The organism is Actinomadura sp. GTD37 (genome assembly GCF_041951365.1).
Classification (GTDB): Bacteria; Actinomycetota; Actinomycetes; order Streptosporangiales; family Streptosporangiaceae; genus Spirillospora.
On sequence record NZ_JBGNUS010000006.1, the window covers coordinates 420,988 to 441,290 of the forward strand.

The 20,303-nt window shown below is 72.1% G+C and carries 21 protein-coding genes and 1 pseudogene; 8 read left to right on the forward strand and 14 right to left on the reverse strand.

Translation table 11 applies throughout. From position 1 onward, the window contains the following. The 5 genes from gvpO to ACA511_RS29500 form a co-directional block, all read right to left on the reverse strand. Positions 1–264 (reverse strand): gas vesicle protein GvpO, encoded by a 264-nt coding sequence (gene gvpO, locus ACA511_RS29480; protein WP_375027901.1) that lies wholly within the window; start codon positions 262–264, stop codon positions 1–3. A 16-nt stretch (positions 265–280) separates the two neighbouring features. After that, on the reverse strand, positions 281–532 hold the full coding sequence (locus ACA511_RS29485; RefSeq protein WP_375027902.1) for a gas vesicle protein GvpG: 252 nt from the start codon (positions 530–532) through the stop codon (positions 281–283). A gap of 5 nt (positions 533–537) precedes the next feature. Next, complete coding sequence (locus ACA511_RS29490; protein WP_375027903.1) at positions 538–1,326, reverse strand: GvpL/GvpF family gas vesicle protein; 789 nt, start codon at positions 1,324–1,326, stop codon at positions 538–540. Then, positions 1,323–1,763, reverse strand: a complete 441-nt coding sequence (gene gvpJ, locus ACA511_RS29495; protein ID WP_375027904.1) for a gas vesicle protein GvpJ — start codon at positions 1,761–1,763, stop codon at positions 1,323–1,325. The genes ACA511_RS29490 and gvpJ overlap by 4 nt, the downstream gene beginning before the upstream one ends. 218 nt (positions 1,764–1,981) lie before the next feature. Continuing rightward, positions 1,982–2,353, reverse strand: a complete 372-nt coding sequence (locus ACA511_RS29500; protein WP_375027905.1) for a hypothetical protein — start codon at positions 2,351–2,353, stop codon at positions 1,982–1,984. A 287-nt stretch (positions 2,354–2,640) separates the two neighbouring features. Between ACA511_RS29500 and ACA511_RS29505 the strand changes: the two genes are divergently transcribed. Continuing rightward, a complete protein-coding gene (locus ACA511_RS29505; protein WP_375027906.1) occupies positions 2,641–3,819 on the forward strand; it encodes a hypothetical protein in 1,179 nt (392 codons plus the stop codon). Between the two features lie 22 nt (positions 3,820–3,841). Here the strand turns inward: ACA511_RS29505 and ACA511_RS29510 are convergent, their stop codons facing one another. Beyond that, on the reverse strand, positions 3,842–4,483 hold the full coding sequence (locus tag ACA511_RS29510) for a hemerythrin domain-containing protein (RefSeq protein WP_375027907.1): 642 nt from the start codon (positions 4,481–4,483) through the stop codon (positions 3,842–3,844). A gap of 98 nt (positions 4,484–4,581) precedes the next feature. Next, a complete protein-coding gene (locus ACA511_RS29515; RefSeq protein ID WP_375027908.1) occupies positions 4,582–5,010 on the reverse strand; it encodes a VOC family protein in 429 nt (142 codons plus the stop codon). 103 nt (positions 5,011–5,113) lie between these two features. On the opposite strand from ACA511_RS29515, the gene ACA511_RS29520 reads away from it, so the two are divergent. Beyond that, the gene (locus tag ACA511_RS29520; RefSeq protein WP_375027909.1) at positions 5,114–6,091 is read left to right on the forward strand and encodes a helix-turn-helix transcriptional regulator; all 978 of its coding nucleotides are present in this window, start codon (positions 5,114–5,116) and stop codon (positions 6,089–6,091) included. Positions 6,092–6,107: 16 nt separating this feature from the next. On the opposite strand, the gene ACA511_RS29525 is transcribed toward ACA511_RS29520, so the two are convergent. Continuing rightward, on the reverse strand, positions 6,108–6,608 hold the full coding sequence (locus tag ACA511_RS29525) for a MarR family winged helix-turn-helix transcriptional regulator (protein ID WP_375027911.1): 501 nt from the start codon (positions 6,606–6,608) through the stop codon (positions 6,108–6,110). A 405-nt stretch (positions 6,609–7,013) separates the two neighbouring features. On the opposite strand from ACA511_RS29525, the gene rox reads away from it, so the two are divergent. After that, on the forward strand, positions 7,014–8,438 hold the full coding sequence (gene rox, locus ACA511_RS29530) for a rifampin monooxygenase (RefSeq protein WP_375028083.1): 1,425 nt from the start codon (positions 7,014–7,016) through the stop codon (positions 8,436–8,438). A 164-nt stretch (positions 8,439–8,602) separates the two neighbouring features. Here the strand turns inward: rox and ACA511_RS29535 are convergent, their stop codons facing one another. Further along, the gene (locus tag ACA511_RS29535; protein ID WP_375027912.1) at positions 8,603–9,604 is read right to left on the reverse strand and encodes a LysR family transcriptional regulator; all 1,002 of its coding nucleotides are present in this window, start codon (positions 9,602–9,604) and stop codon (positions 8,603–8,605) included. A 37-nt stretch (positions 9,605–9,641) separates the two neighbouring features. Between ACA511_RS29535 and dnaE the strand changes: the two genes are divergently transcribed. After that, positions 9,642–13,211: a DNA polymerase III subunit alpha gene (gene dnaE / locus ACA511_RS29540; RefSeq protein ID WP_375027913.1), complete on the forward strand. Its 3,570-nt coding sequence runs from the start codon at positions 9,642–9,644 to the stop codon at positions 13,209–13,211. An 82-nt stretch (positions 13,212–13,293) separates the two neighbouring features. Here dnaE and ACA511_RS29545 read toward each other — a convergent pair whose 3' ends face one another. After that, complete coding sequence (locus tag ACA511_RS29545; protein ID WP_375027914.1) at positions 13,294–13,737, reverse strand: hypothetical protein; 444 nt, start codon at positions 13,735–13,737, stop codon at positions 13,294–13,296. A 74-nt stretch (positions 13,738–13,811) separates the two neighbouring features. Between ACA511_RS29545 and ACA511_RS29550 the strand changes: the two genes are divergently transcribed. Further along, the gene (locus ACA511_RS29550) at positions 13,812–14,186 is read left to right on the forward strand and encodes a recombinase family protein (protein WP_375027915.1); all 375 of its coding nucleotides are present in this window, start codon (positions 13,812–13,814) and stop codon (positions 14,184–14,186) included. A 185-nt stretch (positions 14,187–14,371) separates the two neighbouring features. Here the strand turns inward: ACA511_RS29550 and ACA511_RS29555 are convergent, their stop codons facing one another. Then, complete coding sequence (locus tag ACA511_RS29555) at positions 14,372–15,013, reverse strand: TetR/AcrR family transcriptional regulator (protein ID WP_375027916.1); 642 nt, start codon at positions 15,011–15,013, stop codon at positions 14,372–14,374. A gap of 87 nt (positions 15,014–15,100) precedes the next feature. On the opposite strand from ACA511_RS29555, the gene ACA511_RS29560 reads away from it, so the two are divergent. From ACA511_RS29560 to ACA511_RS29570, 3 genes are read left to right on the forward strand one after another with little or no spacing between them, the layout of a single operon-like run. Beyond that, positions 15,101–15,466 (forward strand): SgcJ/EcaC family oxidoreductase, encoded by a 366-nt coding sequence (locus tag ACA511_RS29560; RefSeq protein WP_375027917.1) that lies wholly within the window; start codon positions 15,101–15,103, stop codon positions 15,464–15,466. Then, entirely contained in the window at positions 15,463–16,272 is an 810-nt protein-coding gene (locus tag ACA511_RS29565) for an NmrA/HSCARG family protein (RefSeq protein ID WP_375027918.1), read from the forward strand. Before ACA511_RS29560 ends, ACA511_RS29565 begins: the two co-directional genes overlap by 4 nt. A 39-nt stretch (positions 16,273–16,311) precedes the next feature. Then, positions 16,312–17,148, forward strand: a complete 837-nt coding sequence (locus ACA511_RS29570; protein ID WP_375027919.1) for an SDR family NAD(P)-dependent oxidoreductase — start codon at positions 16,312–16,314, stop codon at positions 17,146–17,148. A 398-nt stretch (positions 17,149–17,546) separates the two neighbouring features. Here the strand turns inward: ACA511_RS29570 and ACA511_RS29575 are convergent, their stop codons facing one another. From ACA511_RS29575 to ACA511_RS29585, 3 genes and pseudogenes are all read right to left on the reverse strand, one after another. Further along, positions 17,547–18,197 carry a helix-turn-helix domain-containing protein gene (locus tag ACA511_RS29575; RefSeq protein WP_375027920.1) on the reverse strand — a complete coding sequence of 217 codons (651 nt, stop codon included), beginning with the start codon at positions 18,195–18,197 and terminating at the stop codon, positions 17,547–17,549. Between the two features lie 19 nt (positions 18,198–18,216). Then, positions 18,217–18,549, reverse strand: a pseudogene (locus ACA511_RS29580) (recombinase family protein); the annotation flags it as partial. Between the two features lie 501 nt (positions 18,550–19,050). Continuing rightward, positions 19,051–20,232, reverse strand: a complete 1,182-nt coding sequence (locus ACA511_RS29585; RefSeq protein ID WP_375027921.1) for a serine hydrolase domain-containing protein — start codon at positions 20,230–20,232, stop codon at positions 19,051–19,053. Positions 20,233–20,303: the final 71 nt, after the last annotated feature.

Sequence of the window (20,303 nt, forward strand, 5' to 3'; positions counted from 1 at the left end):
TCAGTCCCTCTCCACTCGTCCGCGGGGGTAGCGGCGGGCGCGGCGGTAGCCGACCAGCTCGCCGTCCGCGTCCACCTCGGTGTCGTAGGCCGCGAGGATGTCGGCGGAGTCGGGGATGCGGCGGGTCTCCACCACCTCCACCGTGACGCGCCAGCCGTCCTCGCCGGCGCGCTCGATCCCCACGATGCTCTCGGCGCTGCGGCCGGTCATCGCGGTGACGTGCTCGACCGCCCGCTGGGCGGCCTCGGACGCGGACATCATCACTGGCCTCCTCCCCCGGCTACCCGCGGGGCCGGTAGCCGCGGTCGCGGCCCTCGTTCAGCCGCCGGATGAGGTCCTCCTCGCGGGCGGCGGCCTCCTCCTCGGTGATCTCCCCGTCGGCGACCTCGTCGGCGATCTGCTGCATCTCCGCGGCGATCCGCCCCGGGTCGTACAGCTGCGCCTCGGCCTGCTCGGTGAGGGTCTCGGCGAGCCGGACCACGCCCTTGACGGGCGCGAGCGGCAGGGTGACCAGCCCGGTGAACAGTCCCATCCTCCTCACGCCTCCGGGACGAAGTCGTAGGGCGGCAGGGGCCCGATGAGGCGGATCCGGATCCGGTCGCCGTGCGCCTGGCCGAGCTTCTCCACGGCCTGCTCGAACCGGTCGCGGCGGTCGGCGGCGACGAGGAACGAGGCGTCCAGGACGTCCTCCTCCCGGGCGGGCGTCTTGCGGGTGAACGCCTCGGCGGCCGGGGCGGCGCCGTCCAGCAGGACCTGCCCGTCGTGCTCGCGGCGCCGCTCCATCGCCCGCGCGATCAGCTCGCCGAGCCGGATGCGGTCGTAGTAGACGGCGTCGGCGGCGTCGGGGGGGACCTCGCGCAGCCGCCGGGACAGCTCGGCGATCTCCGGTTCGGCGGACATGATCTCGCCGAGGACCTCGTTCTGGACGTAGGTGGCCTTCAGGCGCAGCTCGACGCGGCCGTCCAGCCGGTCCAGCACCTGCCCGAGGCGTTCGGAGTTGCCGGCGAGCAGTTCCTTGGCCACGGCGTCGCGGTCGGCCAGCGCCGCGCCGAACCGGAACGGCAGCACCACGGTGCCGGCGTCCACCAGGGCGTTCAGGACCCGCTGGTGCGCCACCAGGTCCGCGCGTTCGCCGAGTGCGCGGTCGGCGGGCAGGTCGCTGACGATCGCGGCGCACACGCCGCCGTCCTGCACCAGCGACACCGGCTCGTCGTCGAGGCCGGTGACGTCATCGGGAAGTTCGGCGTCCGTGCGGGTGACCCCGTACACGTACTGCGGGACCCGGTCGCCGGGCCCGGAGCCGCCGGGGGTTCGCGGCGTGCTCATTCTTCCTCGTCCTCCTTCTTGCGGGACGAGCGGCGCCGCGCGGGCTGCTTCTCCTCGCCGGAATCGTCGGAGTCGCCGCCGCCGAAGGTCTCCTTCAGCCGCTCGCCGGCGCCCTCCAGCGCGCCGCGGGTCTTCTTCTTGGCGCCCGACTCCTGCATGCCCTCCACGAACTGCGGGAGGCCCTGCGAGGTGCCGTCGTGGGCGATGTCGAGCCGGTTCACGGCCTCGGCGAACCGCAGGTAGGTGTCGACGCTGGCGACGACGATCCGCACGTCCACCGTGAGGATCTCGATCCCGACCAGCGACACCCGCGCGTACAGGTCGATGACCAGGCCCTTTTCCAGGATCAGGTCGACGACGTCGGCGAGGCTGCTGCCGGTTCCGCCGCGCTGGACGTAGTTGCTGCCCGAAGTCTGCTGGGCGATCGGCCCAGTCATGTCATCTCCTCGGTAGGGGGTGTTCTGGGGTTTGCACGACCCCGGTGTACCCACGCTGATCTCTCTAAACGGGCGACCTGGATTCGGTCACGCGATGGTCGGTGGCCGGTCGGCGGACGGCCGTGCGCAGGTCAAGGCCCTCGGGCCGGGGTGGTGGGAGAGCGGAACGCCCCCGCGCGGGGCGGGGGCGTTCCGGGTGGTCCGGGTTGGTCGGGGGGTCAGCGTTTCTTGGCGGTGAGACGTCCGACGACGACGCCGGCGACGGCGGCCGCCGCGACCGGCGCGGCCCGCAGGAAGCGCCGCAGCGTCACGAGCTTGGCCAGGGCCGTGGCCCGGCCGGGCAGCGCGGCGACCTGCCCGCCGACCTGCCCTGCGGCCCGTCCGGCGGACTGCGCGGTCGCGCCGGCGGCTCCGGCGCCCTCCCGCGCTGCGCCCGCCGCGCCGCCTGCGGTCTTGCCCGCCGTGGTTCCGGCGGCCTTCCCCGCCGTCCCACCGGCCGACTTGCCGGCGGATCCGGCGGAGCGGCCCGCCTTGGCGGCGTTCTTGCCGAGCTGTCCGGGCCCGTCGCCGGGCACCGAGGGGGTGTTCATCATCCGTCCTTCCATCGAGCTTCGTCGGCCCGGTCGGCGGCCCGCCGCGGCGGGCATCGCGGCCGCGGACCCCCGCTGCCCGGCGGTCCGCGCCCGCCGGAGGAGCTCCGCCGGCCGTACCGCGCCCTACCCGCGCGGCTCCCGCCAAACATGCCCCGCCCTCCGCGGGAGCCGCGGAGGGCGGGGCCGGGGCGGGGCGAACCGCTCCGGCCGGGGGGCCGGGAGTTGATCGCGGGCGGGCGGCGGGCCAGGCTGTGGTGTTCCACCGCCCCCGGGAGGAGGTTCCGGTGCCCCGCCGTGTCCCCCGTGCCGGCGCCGCCTTCGCCGCGGCGGCCGTGCTCGCCGGCGTGTTCGCGGGCGCGGGCGGCGGCGCGCCGGTCCCGCGGCCGGGGGCGGCGTCCGGGGCGGCGCCGCCCGCCCGCGTCCTGTCCCGCTACGAGACCGCCGCGCCCGGCAACAGCATCGACCGCGATTGCGGCTACAGCGTCGCGCTGCCCGGACGGCCCGGACGCAGCCTGTGGCTGTTCTGCGACTCGGTGTGGAAGGGCGCCCGGCCCGGGATGTGGTTCGGCGCGACCGCCGCGGCCGGGGCCGCCGTCCCCGGCCGCGTCCCCACCGCCCTCACCGAACTGCCCTCCCCCGCCGCGGCGCCCGACCCGGACGGCCGGGCGTTGGGCGGGGCGGCGCGGCCGCCGCAGGGGCTGCTCGGCGCGCCGCCCGGACTCGTCCTGCCCGGCGGGCGGCCCTGCCACGACCCCGGCACCGCCTACAGCGCCTCCTGGGTGTCGGGCGCCGCCCGCCGGCCCGGCACCGGCACGCTCCTGATCACCTACACCGACGTGTGCGTGACCGCCGCGTCCATCAGCACCCAGGGCTTCGGCATGGTCGAGTACCGGCCCGGCCGCGGCGTCCTCACCGGCCGCGCGACGCCGTTCACCGCGCCCGGCGGGCTGCCGTTCCAGCAGAACCTCGGCTCCCCCGTCTTCGCGGGCGGGTACCTGTACCTGTTCGCCGCCGTCTGCGACGTCCACGGGTTCGGCGCCTGCGCCGGCGGCCGCGTCACCCTCGCCCGCGTCCGCGCCGACCCCGCCGCGTGGCGCGACGCCGCCGCCTACGAGTACCGGACGGCCGGCGGGTGGACCCGCGACGCGTTCCAGGCGGCGAGCATCGTCCCCGGCGCCGCCCCCTACGCCGTCCACGCCGCCGGTTACGCGCGCGCGGGCAAGGGCCTGGTCATGATCGAGCAGCGCGGTCTGGACGGCCGGTACCGGCTCTGGCGCGCCCCGGCGCCCGAGGGCCCCTGGCGCCCGGCCGGGGACGGCACCGTCGGCTGCTCGGGCGGGACCGGGCTCGACCAGTGCCGCGCCCTCATCGGCCATCCCGCCATCAGCACCCCCGCCGAGTTGCTGATGTCGTACTACGACCCGGCCGACGACCACGTCCGCGTCCGCGCCGTCCCGTGGTGACCGCGGCCCGCAGCGGGGCGGGTCAGGCGCTCCACAGGCGGCGCTTGCGGTAGCGGGGCTCCCACAGCACCCGGTTGCGGTCGCGGACCGGGCCGGGCAGCGCCGTCAGGAACCTGCTGCGGTCCACGGGCGCGATCCCGTCCACGACCCACGGGACGAACAGCGGCGCGCCCGCCGCGCAGCGGCCCGCGGCGTCGGCGGCCAGCGCCCGCCACTCCCCCGCCTCCAGCGCCGCCTCCGCGAGCGGCAGCGCGGCGGCCTCCTCGTGCCGCAGGTGCGCCTCCAGCGCCTCCCGCAGGTCCCGCACCGCCGCGACCGCGGCGCCGTCCTGCGGCGGGCCGCCCGCGAGCGCGGCGTCGACGCGGGCGGCCAACGGCGCGATGCGGGCGTGCTCGGCGCGCATCTCCGCCAGCACGGCCCGCTCCGCCGGGCGCCCGGCGACCGCGCGCTCGACGCGCGGCCACAGCAGCCGGTCCTCCAGGTCGTGGTGCATGCGGAGCTGGTCGGTGAGGTTGTCCCACCCGGCGCGGACGTGCGCGGCCCCGCCCTTGCCCGCCGCGACCGCCGCCGCGAGCCGGTCCAGGTCCCGGCGGAACGCGTCGTGCGCGGCGTACAGGAGGGTGTGGCACGTGGTGTCGCGCTGCCGGACCACGAAAGTTCCCATGCCCATACGAACCACCCGCGCGCCGCGGTTGTGACATTCCCGCGCCCCTGAGAGACGCACCTCACACGGCGCGGCGGCGGGCGCGGTGGCGGGTGCGGTCAGCGCGGTGCCGCCTCGGCCAGGACCTCCAGGTAGTGCGGGTTGGACATCACGCCCAGGACGTTGCCGAACGGGTCGACCACCGACGCGGTCACGAATCCCGTCCCCTCGCCCCGCTCGGTGATCTTCTCGTGCTCGCGGGCGCCCATCGCCAGCAGCCGCTCCACCGCGGCGTCCAGGTCGTCCACGTGCCAGTACATGATCGCCCCGGCCGGGCCGCCGCCGTCCGGTCCGCCGGGGCGGAACCGGGCGTCGATCAGGCCCAGCTCGTGCTCGTAGTCCCCGGCCCGGAACTCGTAGTAGCCCGCGCGGCCGTCCGGGCCCGGGACGCTGAAGTACGGGCGGACGCCCAGCAGTTCGGCGTACCAGTCCTTGGCGGCCTCCAGGTCGTCGGCCCACAGGCTGATGGTGGCGAATCCGCGCAGCATGGCGTCCCTCCGTTCGCGAGACCCGGAACCTCCGGCCCTCGTCGTCGACGCTAGACCGCCATTAGGTCACTCAACGTCCTCAAGGGACGGCAGGATGGGGGCCATGCGCGACCCGTCCGGACGGCTGCTTCGGCTGCTGTCCCTGCTGCAGACCTCCCGCGAATGGCCCGGCCCGCAACTCGCCGAGCGGCTCGGCGTCACCGCCCGCACCGTCCGCCGCGACATCGACCGGCTCCGCGAGCTCGGCTACCCCGTGCACGCCGCCCGCGGCGGTACCGGCGGCTACCGGCTCACCGCCGGCACCGCGATGCCGCCGCTCCTGTTGGACGACGACGAGGCCACCGCCATCGCCATCGGCCTGCGCACCGCCGCCGCCGGCGCCGTCACCGGCGTCGAGGACGCCTCGCTGCGCGCCCTCGCCAAACTCGAGCAGGTCCTCCCCCACCGGCTGCGGCACCGCGTCGCCGCGCTCACCGAGGCCGCCGTGTCGCTCCCGCCGCAGGACGGCGCCCCGCCCCCCGCCGACCCCGCCGTCCTGGCCCTGCTCGCCGCCGCCTGCGTCACCCGCGAGCACGTCCGCTTCACCTACACCGCCGCCGGCGGCCGGCGGGACCGGCGGCTGGCGCAGCCGCACCGGCTCGTCGCCGCCGGACGCCGCTGGTACCTGGTCGCCCACGACGAGGACCGCGCCGCCTGGCGCACCTTCCGCGCCGACCGGATCACCGGCCCGCACCGCACCGGCGTGCGCGGCCCCGAACGCGAACTGCCCGGCGGCGCCGACGCCGTCTCCTGGACGATGGACGCCCTCGCCGGCGGGTCCGGGACGATCCGGGCGCGGCTGCTGCTGCACGTCCCCGCCGCCGAGGCCGCCGAGCACGTCACCGCCTGGCAGGGCGTCCTGGAGCCGGCCGGCGACCGCGCCTGCCTGCTGCACACCCGCTCGGACTCGCTGCGGTTCCTGGCCCACCGCGTCGCCCTGCTGCCCGTCGACTACACGCTGCTCGACCCGCCCGCACTCGCCCCGCACCTGGCCGCCATCGCCGGGCGCGCCGCCCGCGCCGTCCGCGGCTTCCCGCCCTAGGAGAGGGCTGGAGGCTCTAGGAGAGGGAGGTGTCGCCGAGCGACTCCAGCAGCGTGCGCAGCGCCTCCGCCAGCCGCTCCCGCCCGGCCGGGTCCAGCGCGGCCAGCAGCCGGTCCTCGTTGGCGGCGTGCAGGCCGAGCAGGTCGTCCACGGTCCGCAGGCCGGCGGGCGTGAGCCGGATCCGCACCGACCGGCGGTCGCCGGCGTCCCGGACCCGCTCGACGAGGCCCTTGGCCTCCATCCGGTCGATCCGGTTGGTGATCGCCCCCGACGTCACCATCGCCGCCCGCAGCAGCTCCCCCGCCGTCAGCTCGTAGGGGGCGCCGTGCCGGCGCAGCGTCGCCAGGACGTCGAACTCCCAGCTCTCCAGACCCCGCTCGGCGAAGAAGCCCTTCAGCTCCCGGCCCAGCAGCAGCTGCGCCCGGGAGATCCGCCCGACGACGCCCATCGCGGACACGTCCACGTCGGGCCGCTCCCGCCCCCACTGCGCCAGGATCGCGTCCACCGCGTCGGCCATTCGCCCCTCCCGACAATCTCAACATTGAGATTATCAACCGGGAAGCAGGACGCCCCCGCGGCGCGGCGCGCCCGGCCCGTTCAGAGCCGCGGTCACGCGGCCGGAAAAGGAGTGGACGGGGTGATGCGCGGGCTTGTAGCTTGCGGTCGGCCGCGACACAGTCCGAGGAGGTGAGACCCATGAACGCAGTATCGACGTGGGTGCTCCCCCTTTCCGTCACGGCCGGCGATTGACGTAGGTGTCGCCGGGAGCGCCGCCGCAGGGCACTCCCGAAAGGCAACACCAATGGACTCATCCCAGTTCACCGCCGAGCCGTCGTCGGACGGCACGGTCGAGCGCGACTTCACCGTGAGCGACGCCCCCGGACTCCGGCCGCAGACCTCCGGCGCCGATCACCCGCCCCTCATGTTCGACGTCATCATCGCCGGGTGCGGGCCGACCGGCGCGACGCTGGCCGCCGAACTGCGGCTGCACGGGGTGCGGGTACTCGTCGTGGAGAAGGAGACCGAGCCCGTGTCGTTCGTCCGCATCGTCGGTCTGCACATCCGCAGTCTGGAGCTGATGGCGATGCGCGGACTGCTGGACCGCGTCCGCGAACACGGAAGACGGCGCCCGGCCGGCGGATTCTTCGCCGCCATCGACAAGCCCGCGCCCCCGGACCTGGACTCCGCGCACGCCTATCTGCTGGGCATCCCGCAGCCGGTCATCGAGCGCCTGCTCGAAGAGCACGCGACCCGGCTGGGTGCGCACATCCGGCGCGGTTGCGCGGTGACCGGTCTCGAGCAGGACGACGAGGGGGTGACCGTCGAACTGGCCGGCGGAGAAAAGCTGCGTTCCCGCTATCTCGTCGGCTGCGACGGCGCTCGCAGCACGGTGCGCAAACTGCTCGGCGTCGGCTTCCCCGGCGAGCCCTCGCGGAACGAGACGCTGATGGGCGAGATGGAAGTGGGCGTGCCGCAGGAGGAGATCGCCGCCAAGGTCGCCGAGATCAGCGAGACCACCAAGCGGTTCTGGCTCAGGCCCTTCGGCGAAAGGGCCTACAGCGTCGTCGTCCCCGCCGCCGGAGTCGGCGATCGCGCGGAACCGCCCACCCTCGACGACTTCAGACAGCAGTTGCGCGCCAGCGCCGGGACCGATTTCGGCGTGCACTCCCCGCGCTGGCTTTCCCGCTTCGGCGATGCCACCCGGCTGGCCGAGCGCTACCGGGTCGGGCGGGTGCTGCTGGCCGGCGACTCGGCGCACATCCACCCGCCCATCGGCGGGCAGGGCCTCAACCTCGGCGTCCAGGACGCGTTCAACCTCGGCTGGAAACTGGCCGCGCAGATCCGCGGCTGGGCGCCGGGAACACTGCTGGACACCTACCAGGCCGAACGCCGTCCGGTCGCCGAGGACGTGCTGGACAACACCCGCGCCCAGACGGAACTGTCGTCCGCCGAACCCGGCCCGCAGGCCGTGCGCAGGCTGCTCACCGAACTGATGGACATCGACGAGGTGAACCGCCACCTGATCGAGAAGATCACCGCGATCGGCGTCCGCTACGACTTCGGCGAAGGCCCCGACCTGCTCGGCCGCCGCCTGCGCGACCTCGACGTGGGCCAGGGACGCCTCTACGACCTGCTGCGTCACGGCCGCGGCCTGCTGCTGGACCGCACCGAACGGCTGACCGCCGGCGGCTGGTCGGACCGGGTCGATCACGTCGCGGACCCCGCCGCGGCAGTGGACGCCCCGTGCGTCCTGCTGCGCCCCGACGGCCACATCGCCTGGATCGGCGACGACCAGCGGGACCTGGACGTCCACCTCTCCCGCTGGTTCGGCGAGCCCGCCGACTGATCCCGCCCGAGCGACCGGCGACGAATGCGAACACGCCCGTCCCGGATCGGGAACACGGCAGGGCAGTTTCCTGGGGCCGTCCCGCATATATATATGCGGCGAGATGGCAGGCGCGCTCAGGGGCTGTCCCCAATTCCTGCGCGGTCGCCGGAGGGGCTTGAGCCTCAGGAGTTCTCGGGGTTTGTGAAGAGGTGACGGTCGGCGGCGGGAAGCCACTGGCGGTCCGGGTCGAAGGGCCGATAACTGGCCTGGACGTGGCGGACGAGAAGGTCCAACGCCGGATGCCGGCCGGCGCGAGGGTAGAGCAGGGACCACGGGTAGACCGGGGTCGGGTCGACCAGGGGGATCCGGACGGTATCCGGGTGCCACGGGATCCGCGACCCCTCGCCGATGATGCTCGCCCGCGCGCCGCCGCCGACCTCCCTCACGAAATGCTCGTAGCCGAAGTCGGGCCCGGCGGTGTCGATCCGGATGCCGAACGCGCCGCCGAGGAAACGGTGGTATTCGGCCCATTCGCTTCCCTCGGCGTTGCCGGGCATCCAGACAGTGGCTCCGGAGAGCTGCGCCATTCCCACTTGCCGCAGGCCGGCCAGCGGGTGGTCGCGGCCGACCAGAAGATGCGCCGGTTCCAAATACGCCGACAGGCGCACCAGTCCGTCTTCCGGGGCTCCGGTGACCCGGCAGAAGGCCGCGTCCACGGATCCGCGGGTGAGCGCGCCGCGCGCGGACCGGAGCCCGTTGGAGGTGATGATCTCGATGTCCACGTCCGCGCGGGTGTCGTAGAACGAGCGGACCTGGTCGATGGCGGCCGTGCGGGTGTCCAGCACATCGATCCGGAGCGCGCGGCGCCGGCCGCGCAGCGTCGCCAGCGCCTGGTCGGCGGTGCCGACCAGCGCGCGCGCATGTGACAGGAAGATCCGGCCGTCCTCGGTGAGCTCGGCGCCGGTGCGCGCGCGGTCGAACAGTCTCACACCGGTCGCGGCTTCGAGGCTGGCGATGCGTTTGGAGATGGCCTGCTGGCTGATGCCCAGCCTGGCCGCGGCCTCACTGAAATAGCGGTCCTCGGTGATGGCGACGAAGGCCCGCACCGCGCCCAGGTCCAGATCCGCCGCACCTGCATGCACAACCGACGATTGTGACGATGCGGCGTGTTGGTTGTTGGACACCGCCGCTCTCCCTCCAGTCGAATGCTCGGGTTCGCGAATGAACCTACAACCGGAGGGCGTGGTCGTCGTGCGGTCGTTCGTGCACCTCCATGTGCACACCGAGTACAGCATGCTGGACGGCGCGGCCAAGATCGCCCCGTTGATGGACGAGGCCGCCCGGCAGCGGATGCCCGCGGTGGCGATGAGCGACCACGGCAACGTGCACGGGGCCTACGAGTTCTTCCACGCGGCGGCCCAGGCCGGCGTGAAACCGATCATCGGCACCGAGGCCTACGTCGCGCCGGCGTCGCGGTTCCACAGGCAGGCGGTGTACTGGAGCGAGGACCGCGCGCTGCGCCGGTCCGACGACGAGACCGGGGAGGGCGGCGACGTGTCGGGCCGCGGCCTGTACACGCACATGACGATGTGGGCGGCCGACGCCGGCGGGCTGCGGAACCTGTTCCGGCTCCAGTCGCGGGCGTGGCTGGAAGGCCACGTCCAGAAGTACCCGCGGATGGACGACGAGCTGCTCGCCGAGCACGGTGCGGGCATCATCGCCACGACCGGCTGCCCGTCCGGCGCGGTGCAGACCCGGCTCCGCCTGGGCCAGTACGAGCAGGCCGTCGAGGCCGCCGCGCGCTACCAGGACATCTTCGGCAAGGACGACTACTTCCTGGAGCTGATGGACCACGGCCTGGCTATCGAGCGGCGCGTCCGCGACGACCTGCTGAGGCTCGGCCGGCGACTCGGCCTGCCGCCCCTGGCCACCAACGACTCGCACTACGTGACCGAGGACCAGGCCGCGGCGCACGACGCGCTGCTGTGCATCGGCACTGGCAAGCAGCTCGCCGACCAGAACCGGTTCCGGTTCTCCGGGTCGGGCTACTTCCTCAAGCGCGCCGCGGACATGCGGGCGCAGTGGGACGGCGAGGTCCCCGGGGCGTGCGACAACACGCTGCTGATCGCCGAACGCGTCGGCGACTACGCGGAAGTCTTCGCCCACCGCGACCTCATGCCCGAGTTCCCCGTCCCCGGCGGGGAGAGCGAATCGTCCTGGCTGCGCAAGGAGACCCTGGCCGGAGCCCGGCGCCGCTACGGCGGCGACCCGCCGCGGGACGTCCTGGACCGCATCGACTACGAGCTGTCGGTGATCGACGGGATGGGGTTCCCCGGGTACTTCCTGGTCGTCGCCGACATCTGCCGGCACGCCCGCGCCAGCGGGATCGGCCTCGGACCGGGCCGCGGGTCGGCGACCGGGTCGATGGTGGCGTACTGCACGGGGATCACCGAGCTGGACCCGATCGAGCACGGGCTGATCTTCGAGCGGTTCCTCAACCCCGAACGCGTCACGATGCCCGACGTCGACCTCGACCTGGACGACCGCCGCCGCGACGAGATGATCGATTACGTCACCGCGAAGTACGGCGGCGACCGGGTGTGCCAGATCGTCACGTTCGGCACGATCAAGGCCAAGGCCGCGGTGAAGGACGCCTGCCGGGTACTGGGCTACCCCTACGCGCTCGGCGACCGCGTCACCAAGGCGTTCCCGGCCGCCGCCGGCGGCAGGGAGATCCCCCTGGCCGCCGTCCACGACCCCGCCCACCCCCGCCACGGTGAGGCCACCGAACTGCGGAAGATGTACACCGGGGAACCCGACGTCAAACGGGTCATCGACACCGCCATGGGCGTCGAGGGCCTGACCCGCGGAACCGGCGTCCACGCCGCCGGGGTGATCCTGTCGTCCGAGCCGCTGATCGACGTGCTGCCCCTGGTCAAACCCAAGCAGGACGGTCCGGTCCTCTCCGGGTTCCCCTTCACCCAGGCCGAGGAGATGGGCCTGCTGAAGATGGACTTCCTCGGATTGCGCAATCTCACCGTCATCAACGACGCGATCGCCGGCGTCAAAGCCAACAAGGGCGTCGACATCGACATCCTCAAAGTGCCGCTCGACGACACCCGAACCTACGAGCTGCTCGCCCGCGGCGACACGCTCGGGGTCTTCCAGCTCGACGGCGGCGGAATGCGGACCCTGCTGCGGCTGATGCGCCCCACCGAGTTCACCGACATCGCCGCGGTCTCCGCCCTGTACCGGCCCGGCCCGATGGAGATGAACGCCCACACCAACTACGCCCTGCGCAAGACCGGCAGGCAGAAGGTCGAACCGATCCACCCCGAACTCGAGGACGCGCTCGAACCCATCCTGGGCGACACCTACCACCTGGTGGTCTTCCAGGAACAGGTCATGGCGATCGCCCAGCGACTGGCCGGGTACTCCCTCGGCGGCGCCGACATGCTGCGCCGCGCGATGGGCAAGAAGAAGAAGGACGTCCTGGACGCCGAGTGGGGCAAGTTCTCCGCCGGAATGCGGGAACGCGGCTTCTCCGACGAGGCGGTCAAAGCCGTCTGGGACGTGCTGGTCCCCTTCTCCGGATACGGCTTCAACAAATCCCACACCGCCGGATACGGCGTCGTCTCGTACTGGACGGCCTACCTCAAGGCCAACCACCCCGCCGAGTACCTCGCCGCCCTCCTCACCTCGGTCGGCGACGACAAGGACAAGATGGCGGTGTACCTGGCCGACTGCCGCCGCCTGGGCATCAAGGTGCTGCCGCCCGACGTCAACCAGAGCGAACTGGACTTCACCGCCGTCGGGCACGACATCCGCTTCGGCCTGGGCGCGATCCGCAACGTCGGCGCGGGCGTCGTCGACGCCATCGTCGGCACCCGCCGGAACGACGGTCACTACACCGGCTTCAACGACTTCCTGGCCAAGGTCCCGCAGAGCGTCTGCAACAAACGCGTCATCGAGTCGCTGGCCAAGGCCGGCGCCTTCGACGGCCTCGGCCAGCGCCGCAAGGGTCTGGTCATGGTCCACGAGCAGGCCGTCGACGCGGTCATCGACCTCAAGCGCAACGCCGCCCGCGGCCAGGACTCCCTCTTCGGCGCGTCCTCCGAAGCCGCCGAGCCCCTGACGGTCGAGGTCCCCGAGCAGGAATGGGACACCGGCACCCTGCTGGCCTTCGAACGCGAGATGCTCGGCCTGTACGTCTCGTCCCATCCCCTTGACGGCGCCGAACCGGTCCTGGAGGCCAACCGCGACACCACGATCGCCGACCTGCTGGCCTCCTCTCGCGCCGACGCGCCGGTCCGGGTCGCCGGGATCATCTCCGGCCTGCAACGCAAGGTCACCAAGCAGGGCAGCCCGTGGGCGGTCGTCACCCTCGAAGACCACGACGCCGCCGTGGAATGCCTCGTCTTCCCCAAGACCTACACCCTCTACGGCCAGACCCTGACCGAAGACCGCGTGATCTCCGTGCGCGGCCGGACCAACGTCCGCGACGAGACGCTCAGCGTCTACGCCGAGGACATCACCACCCTCGACCTCTCCCAGGCGGAGAACGGGCCGCCCGTCGTCATCCACGTCCACGAGGACCGGCTGAACCTCCAACTCGTCCGAGAACTCAAGCAGACCCTCGCCACCCACCCCGGGCGCACACCCGTCCACCTGCTCCTGCACCGCCACGGGCCCAAGAGCGTCCTGTTCGATCTGCGTCCCTTCCAGGTCACTCCGGGCCCGGCCTTCTTCGGCGAGATCAAGGCTCTGCTCGGCCCCGCGTCCCACTCGTAGGCGGCCTCGAACCGCGGCGCCGCGGACCCGGTTCGGCGGAGGCGACGTCGGTATCTGATCCGCCGAGTCCGGGCACGGCGGATCACGCGGCGATGTATCGATCCCGTGCCGCGCCGTGTGGGAGCTTGCGGCCGTAGGCGACCAGCAGGAGGTCCTGGGCGCTGCCGGTCAGGGGTGCGCCGGCGCCGAGAGACCAGTCGAGGTCGTCGGCGCGCAGTTCGACGCCGTCGACATCGGCTCCGAAGAATCTGAGGGTCCGTGGAGTCACGTGCTCCAGGAGGAGGCGCACGCGGTCTTCCGGGCCGCGGCGGTCGACGCCGAGAGCGACGGTGATGTCCAGGCCGTGGACCACATCGTGGCCCAGGGCGGCCGTGATGCCGCCGACCGGTGGTTTCCAGGGATGGTCCGCGTTGTCACCGATCGCGCTGACCAACTCGGCCGTCGACAGGGCGGCCGCGTCCTGGCGGGCCCGCCGATCCGCCATCCGGTTGATGCCGCCCCGCGCCTTGACGAGTTCGAGGACCATCCGGCCCGCGAGGAGGATCGGACCGGATTTTGGCGGTAACCCCGGCGGGGTTGACGACGGTTCGGTGACGGCAGGTGGTCACCCTCGGGGCGGACCTGCGCGAACGCGGGGTGGGCCTGCACGTGATCGAGCAGGGCATCGACACCGGCACGATGGAGGGCCGCGCGATGTTTGGCATGCTGTCGGTCCTGGCCGAGCTGCAGCGCGAGTTGATCGTGGCCAACACGATGGACGGCCTGGCCTCCGCCCGTGCCCGCGGCCGGGTCGGCGGACGCCGGCCCAAGCTCACGGCCGACCAGGCCGCCCTCGCCCAGCAGCTGTACGACACGCGGGACAAGACCGTCCAGCAGATCGCGGACTTGTTCGGAGTGCCACGCTCGACGGTGTACGGGCACCTGAAGGGCGACACCGTGCCCCGCCAGCCGAAGAAGACTTCAGACAGGGCGTGATCGGGGCGCGGGGACAGGGTTTTGGTTATCCGGGTGGCTCCGTAGGCGGAAGATGGGACCGGATGTCGGTCAGCGAAGGCGCCACCATCCGGGCCGGGCCACCGAGCTCGGGGCGCGGTGGACGCCTCGTAGACCTTGGCTACTCAGGGGCCAGGCGGAGGTGCCAGGCCGGGTATCGGGTTCATCTACTCGCTCGACCAGCGGCCGGTGAAGAGCTCCTCGCCCGGCGGGGAACCGGGCAACGGGCCATGTCCCGGCCGCAACCCGTCGAGCGCTATCGCGATCAGCCGTCGGCGCGCCTCGGCGGCGGCGGGCAGCAGATCGCCCCTGCCCTGCTTGCGAAGCTGATCGATCACCGGGGAACGGCCGAACTGCTCGATGAGCAGCGAGATGTCGACCGCGGCCACGTCCCTGCGGAGTACGTCGGCCTGGTGCGCTCGCCGTACCAGCTCGTCGAGCAGTTCGTCGCCGCGGCGGGCTTTGGCTCTCATCTCCTGGGTCACCTCAATGGTGCCGGCGACGGGCGCCAGCGAGCCCTGCCCGAACGCGACACAGCCGTAGATGAACGCCGCCAGTCCTGCCCACGGGTCGGGATCGGCCAAGCCCTGCTCGGCCGCCTCGTTCCAGTGGTCGAGGGAGAGCAGGCTGAGCCGCTGGAACAGCTCTTCCTTGGTCTTGTAGCGCCGGTAGAGGCTGCCGATGCCGACCCCAGCCCGGGCCGCGATGGCGGCGACGGAGGCGTGGGCGCCGTCTTCGGCGAGAACGTCGCGGGCGGCCTGGAGCAACGTGCGGTCGTTGCGTTCTGCGATGTCTTTGCGTGTGGTCATCGCCACACATCCTACCAGTTGCGGAGCGATTCGCTCCGGCATAGTCTCAATGCGGAGCGAATCACTCCGCGAACTGGAGAATGCGACATGAATCCCGATATCGAGGCGATCGAGCAGGTCGTCCGCGACGCCGAAGAGCTGCAGAGCGACGTGGCCGGTTTCACCGGGCTGCTGACCGAGGAGGTGTCCCTGGTCAATTTCACCGGGATCCGGCTGCGCGGCCGCGGCCAGGTCAGGCAGGTCATGGCCAAGGCGCTGCGCACCCCGCTCAAGGACGTGCTGACCAAGAACGAGCTGCTCGACGTCACGTTCCTGCGACCGGACGTGGCGCTGGCCAACCTGATCAAGCACGTCAACGACGGCCGCACAGGAGCGCTGACATTCGTGCTGGTCAAAGACGACGGCACCTGGCGGATCGCGCTGGCCCAGACCACCCCGGTGGTGACGTCATGAGCGTGGCCCTGGTCATCGGCGCCACCGGCCGGCAGGGCGGCGCCACCGCGCGTCACCTGTTGAGCCGCGGCTGGCGCGTCCGTGCCCTGGCCCGCGATCCGAAGAGCCCGGCCGCCGGCCGGCTGACCGGTGCCGAGCTCGTGGCCGGCGACCTGGAGGATCCCGCATCCCTGGAGCGGGCCATGCGAGGCGTGGACGCCGTGTTCAGCATGCAGGCACTGGCGTACGAGCCGGAAACCCTCAAGGCCGAGGTACGGCAGGGCATGCGCGTCGCCGACGTCGCACTGGACGTCGAGGTCGGGCACCTGGTCTACAGCTCAGTCGGCGGAGCCGAGCGGCACACCGGGATCGAGCACTTCGAGAGCAAGGCGGCGATCGAGGCGTACATCCGCGCTCTGGGGTTGCCCGCGACGATCCTGCGGCCGGTGTTCTTCATGGACAACCTGCTGCACTACGCCGGTGTCGAAGGGGAACGGCTGATGGAGCTCCCGGTGCTCCCCGACCGGCCGATGCAGCTGATCGCCACCGACGACATCGGCCGAATCGCCGCGCACGTCATCGACCACCGGGACGACTACCTGGGCGTGGAACTCGAGATCGCCGGCGACGAGCTGACCTTCGCCGAGGTGGCCGGAATCTACGAGAAGGTCACCGCAGTGCCAACGCGCCTCGTCCCCCTGCCGATCGAGGAAAGGCTGTTCGAATGGTTTGCCGAGAGCGGCTACCAGGCCGACCTCGCCCAGCTGCGCAAGGACTTTCCTGGCTTGCTCACCTTCCAGGACTGGCTCGGCGGGCAGGTCCGCTAGACGTCACTGACATTCACCACCGAAAGAACGGAAGACAACATGAGCAAGGTTTGGTTCATCACCGGTTCGTCCCGCGGCCTGGGCCGCAGTTTCGTCGAGGCCGCCCTATCTCGCGGCGACAAGGTCGCCGCTACCGCCCGCAACACCGCGCGCCTCGATGACTTGGCCGCCGCGTACGGCCATGCGGTGCTTCCGCTTGAGCTGGACGTGACCAGAAGGGCCGCGGTCTTCGACAGCGTGAAGCGCGCCAGGGAGCACTTCGGCCGCCTGGACGTCATCGTGAACAACGCCGGCTACGGACTGTCCGGCGCGGTGGAGGAACTGACCGAGCAGCAGTTGCGCGACCAGCTCGAGACCAACCTCTTCGGCCCGCTGTGGGTCGTTCAGGCCGCGCTGCCCTACCTGCGGGACCAGGGCAGCGGGCACATCATCCAGATCTCGTCGGTCGGCGGCCTCACCGTGTTCCCACTCGGCGGCGGCTATGTCGCCTCCAAGTGGGCGCTGGAAGGCCTGAGTGAAACCCTCGCTCAGGAGGTCGCCGACTTCGGCATCAAGGTGACCTTGGTCGAGCCCGGCTCCTACGCGACCGAAGGGGCCGCCGGCGGCGTCCACGCCGACGCCAACCCGCTGTATGACGGTCTGCGCGAGAGTTTCGCCGACTTCGCCAAGACGCTAGATGTCGGTGACCCGGCCGCGGCAGGCCGGGCGCTGCTCAAGGTGGCCGACTCCGGCAACCCGCCACTGCGGGTGTTCTTCGGCGCCCAGGGCAACCAGATCGTTCCGCAGGTGTACGCCGACCGGCTCAACACCTGGGCCGACTGGCACGACCTCGCCGAGGAGGCACACGGACACACCCGGATGGCACCGGCTGTCTGACCCGCCGACCGATCTGCGGTAGGGGGCGCAGACCTCACCACGGGAATTTTCCAGCAAGACGACGGCTCTCCAAGCATGACCGCGGTCGGAGGTCTCCACGCCGAGGCGGAAGTAGGGGCCGACGCCGGCCGGGTGCCGGCGCCGACTCTTGGCTTGGGGCTCCGGCGCAGGCCGGCCCGGCTTGGGCCAGATGCTGCAGCACCGAATGACCGAGCCGGCGCAGCGTCTGCCCCCTGCCTGTACGGGTCGAGCTGGGCCGCACTACCCGCTGAGCGTGAACTCCAACCGGCCGCCGCCGGTCACCCGGCGCTCGGCCCCGGCCCGAGGTCGAGCTGTTTGCTCATGTCCAGCTCGAACCTGCCGTACAGGTTCAGATGGGGGCGCCGGTAAGAACCGTGTCATGAGCCCCAAACGAGCCTGCGGTAGCGGATCAGTACGGCCAAGGGCTGGTGAGCCCGGCGGGGCGGCGTGGTTAGTTGCCGGGCGTCCTCTGCTGTTGAGCAGCTGTGATGCGGGTGGCGTACACCCGGTAGGCCTTGCGTTCGGCCGGCCCGGCGCCCTCGGCGGCGAGGGCTGCGCTCTGTTGCAGCGCGGCGTGGTGGAGTTCGAGCGGCATGGTGAGACGGATGGAGTAGCCCTTGCCCGCGGCGGATGATCCGCCCCCAGATGAGCGCCTGGCGGATGGTGTCGTCGCCGACGGCCCGCAGGTGGTCGGCGAGCAGGCCGGGCAGGTCGAGCGTCACGGGCGTGTCCGCGGCAGGGCCGGACGGCCCCTCGGGAACGGGGAGCGCGTCGAGCTGGTCGGGGAGTTGGCGGGCGTGGGCGGCGTCCAGGACGCGGCGGATGGTCTTGGGCGCGACGTGATGCTCGCGGGCCAGGGCCTTGACGGTGGCGCCTTGAGAGTAGGCGGTGACGATCTCGGCGGCCTTGTCCGGGGCAAGCGCGGTTGGGCGGCCGAGGGTCTTGCCGGAGGCCTCGGCGGCGGCGACGCCCTGGCGGGTGTTCTCGCTGATCATGTCGCGCTGGAACTCCAGCACCGAGGCCAGCACGTTTGACCATCATCTTGGTGCCGGGATCGTCAGCGGCCAGGTCGATCCCCGACAGCAGCCCCGACTCCACCCGCAGGTGCAGGCCGCGGCGGATCAGCACGGGGCGCAGGGCGAGGATGTCGGCGACCGAGCGGAACAGGCGGGCGGCGTCGGCGATGCGGATGGTGTCGCCGACTGCGGCCTCGTGCAGCAGCTTGGTGAACCCCGTCCGGTCCAGGGAGAGCTGGCGGCTGGAGGTGGCGGGGTCGTCGTAGACGGGGGCGCCGGAGGCGATCAGCGCGGCCAGGGCGTGCCGCTGGCGGGCGTCGGTCTGCTTGTCGGTGGAGTGTCGCAGGTAGACGCGGTCGGCCATGCCCGATCAGGTCCTCCCCCGCAGGTGGCCCGGGAGGTGTGCAGCGGGCTCTGGTGGCCACTTTAGGGGGCGAAAAGGAGGGGCGGAAGTGGGGATCGGATCTGATTGGATCGGCGCCCAGTTCCGGCAGGTCGGGCGCTGGGTTCTGATTGGATCGAGCGAGGGGGCGTAGTCGTCCGATTCCGCCCCCACGGTTGATTGGCTGTCGGCGCGCCCGCACCGCCGCGGACGACCGGCTCAGCTCCTGCGCGGACGTCCGCGGTGGCGGCGGCTGTGGAGCGCGGCGACGAGCGCCCGTCCTTCCTCAACGTCGTGGGCGTGGTCGGCGGTCGGCTCATCGATGGGAAGGCCTTGCGGTCGCGCCCATTTGGCCCTCTGCTCGGGTCCGTGCGACCAGATGAAGAGTAGCTCTGCGTAGTTCTGGTGACTGGTGGTGACGGACGGTGCTGTCGATCGGCATCGGCTGCGACGAAAGAGGTCCTCGTCCTTCACGGGCCGGCTTCACCTGGCGCACAGGGCGTGGTCGACCAGCGTGCCCAGCGCGCGTCCGGTGCGCTGTTCAGCCTTCAGATCGCCGGGCGACCGGGAGGTCACCGAGACCACCACGCTGCGGCGGCTGTCGGCGGTGACGCCCAGCCGTGTCCGGTAGCCGTTGTCGTCGCCGCCGTGGCTCCAGTAACCGCCGCCGCAGGAGAGCGGCTGGTACACCAGGCCCAGGCCGTACCGGGCTCCAGGGCTGCCCATCATCCGCAGTTCCTCGGCCGGGACGGTCTTTTGCATCTCGGCCAGTTGGGCCGGGGCGAGCAACCGGCCGCTCACGAGCGCGCGGAAGAAGCGACCTAGGTCATCCGTTGTGCTGATCATGGCACCGGCGGCGTCGCCCAGCGTTTGGTTCTGAATGGTCACGTCCGTGAGCGGACCCCCCGGCGCGAACCTCTGGTACGCCTCGGCGTGCGGCTCGGGCACGTACGGCTCGGTGCCCGGCGTGCTGGTCTGGGTGAGGCGCAGGGGAGCGAGGATGCGCCGCCGGACCTCTTCCTGCCAGGTGCGGCCGGTGACCCGATGGATGATCATTCCAGCGAGGACGTAGTTCGTGTTCGAGTAGCTCCAGCCCTTCCCAGCCGCGAAGAGGGGCCGGTGACGCATGGCCAGTGCGACGAGCTGGTCCGGCCGCCAGGTCCGCAGGCGCCCCTTCTCCCATTCCCGCGGGGTCGTGGCCGGCTTGGTCAGGTAGTTGTACAGGCCGCTGGTGTGCTGGAGAAGCTGTCTGATGGTGACCTTGCGGCCGTCGTTGCCGTGGCCGTGGACGACGCCCGGCAGCCACTTGTCCACGGTGTCGTCGAGCGACAATCTTCCCTCGCCGGCCAGTCGCAGTACCACAGTGGCGGTGAACGTCTTCGTGGCGCTGCCGATTCGGAAATGGGCATCCGACGGCACGGGCGTACGCGTCGTCAGGTCGGCGACCCCGCTGCGGGCGAGCAGGCGATCCGGTGAACGTGCCTCGGCGAGCACCCCCACCACGCCGGTCGCGCGTACGGCGTCCACGTCACGCTGCAACTGCGCCTGGCCGTACCCATGTCCGGTTCGTTCGTGGCGCGCTCCGAGCGGTCTCGAAGTGTCGACGGCCAAGACCGTGGCGGTGATGGCCCCGGCGATCAGCACTGCAGCCGACGCGGCGGCCACGGGCGTAACGCGCCTGCTCCTGAGACGTGGCCTTTCGCCCCGTTCGGGGGTATGCGGTCGGTCGGCCTCCG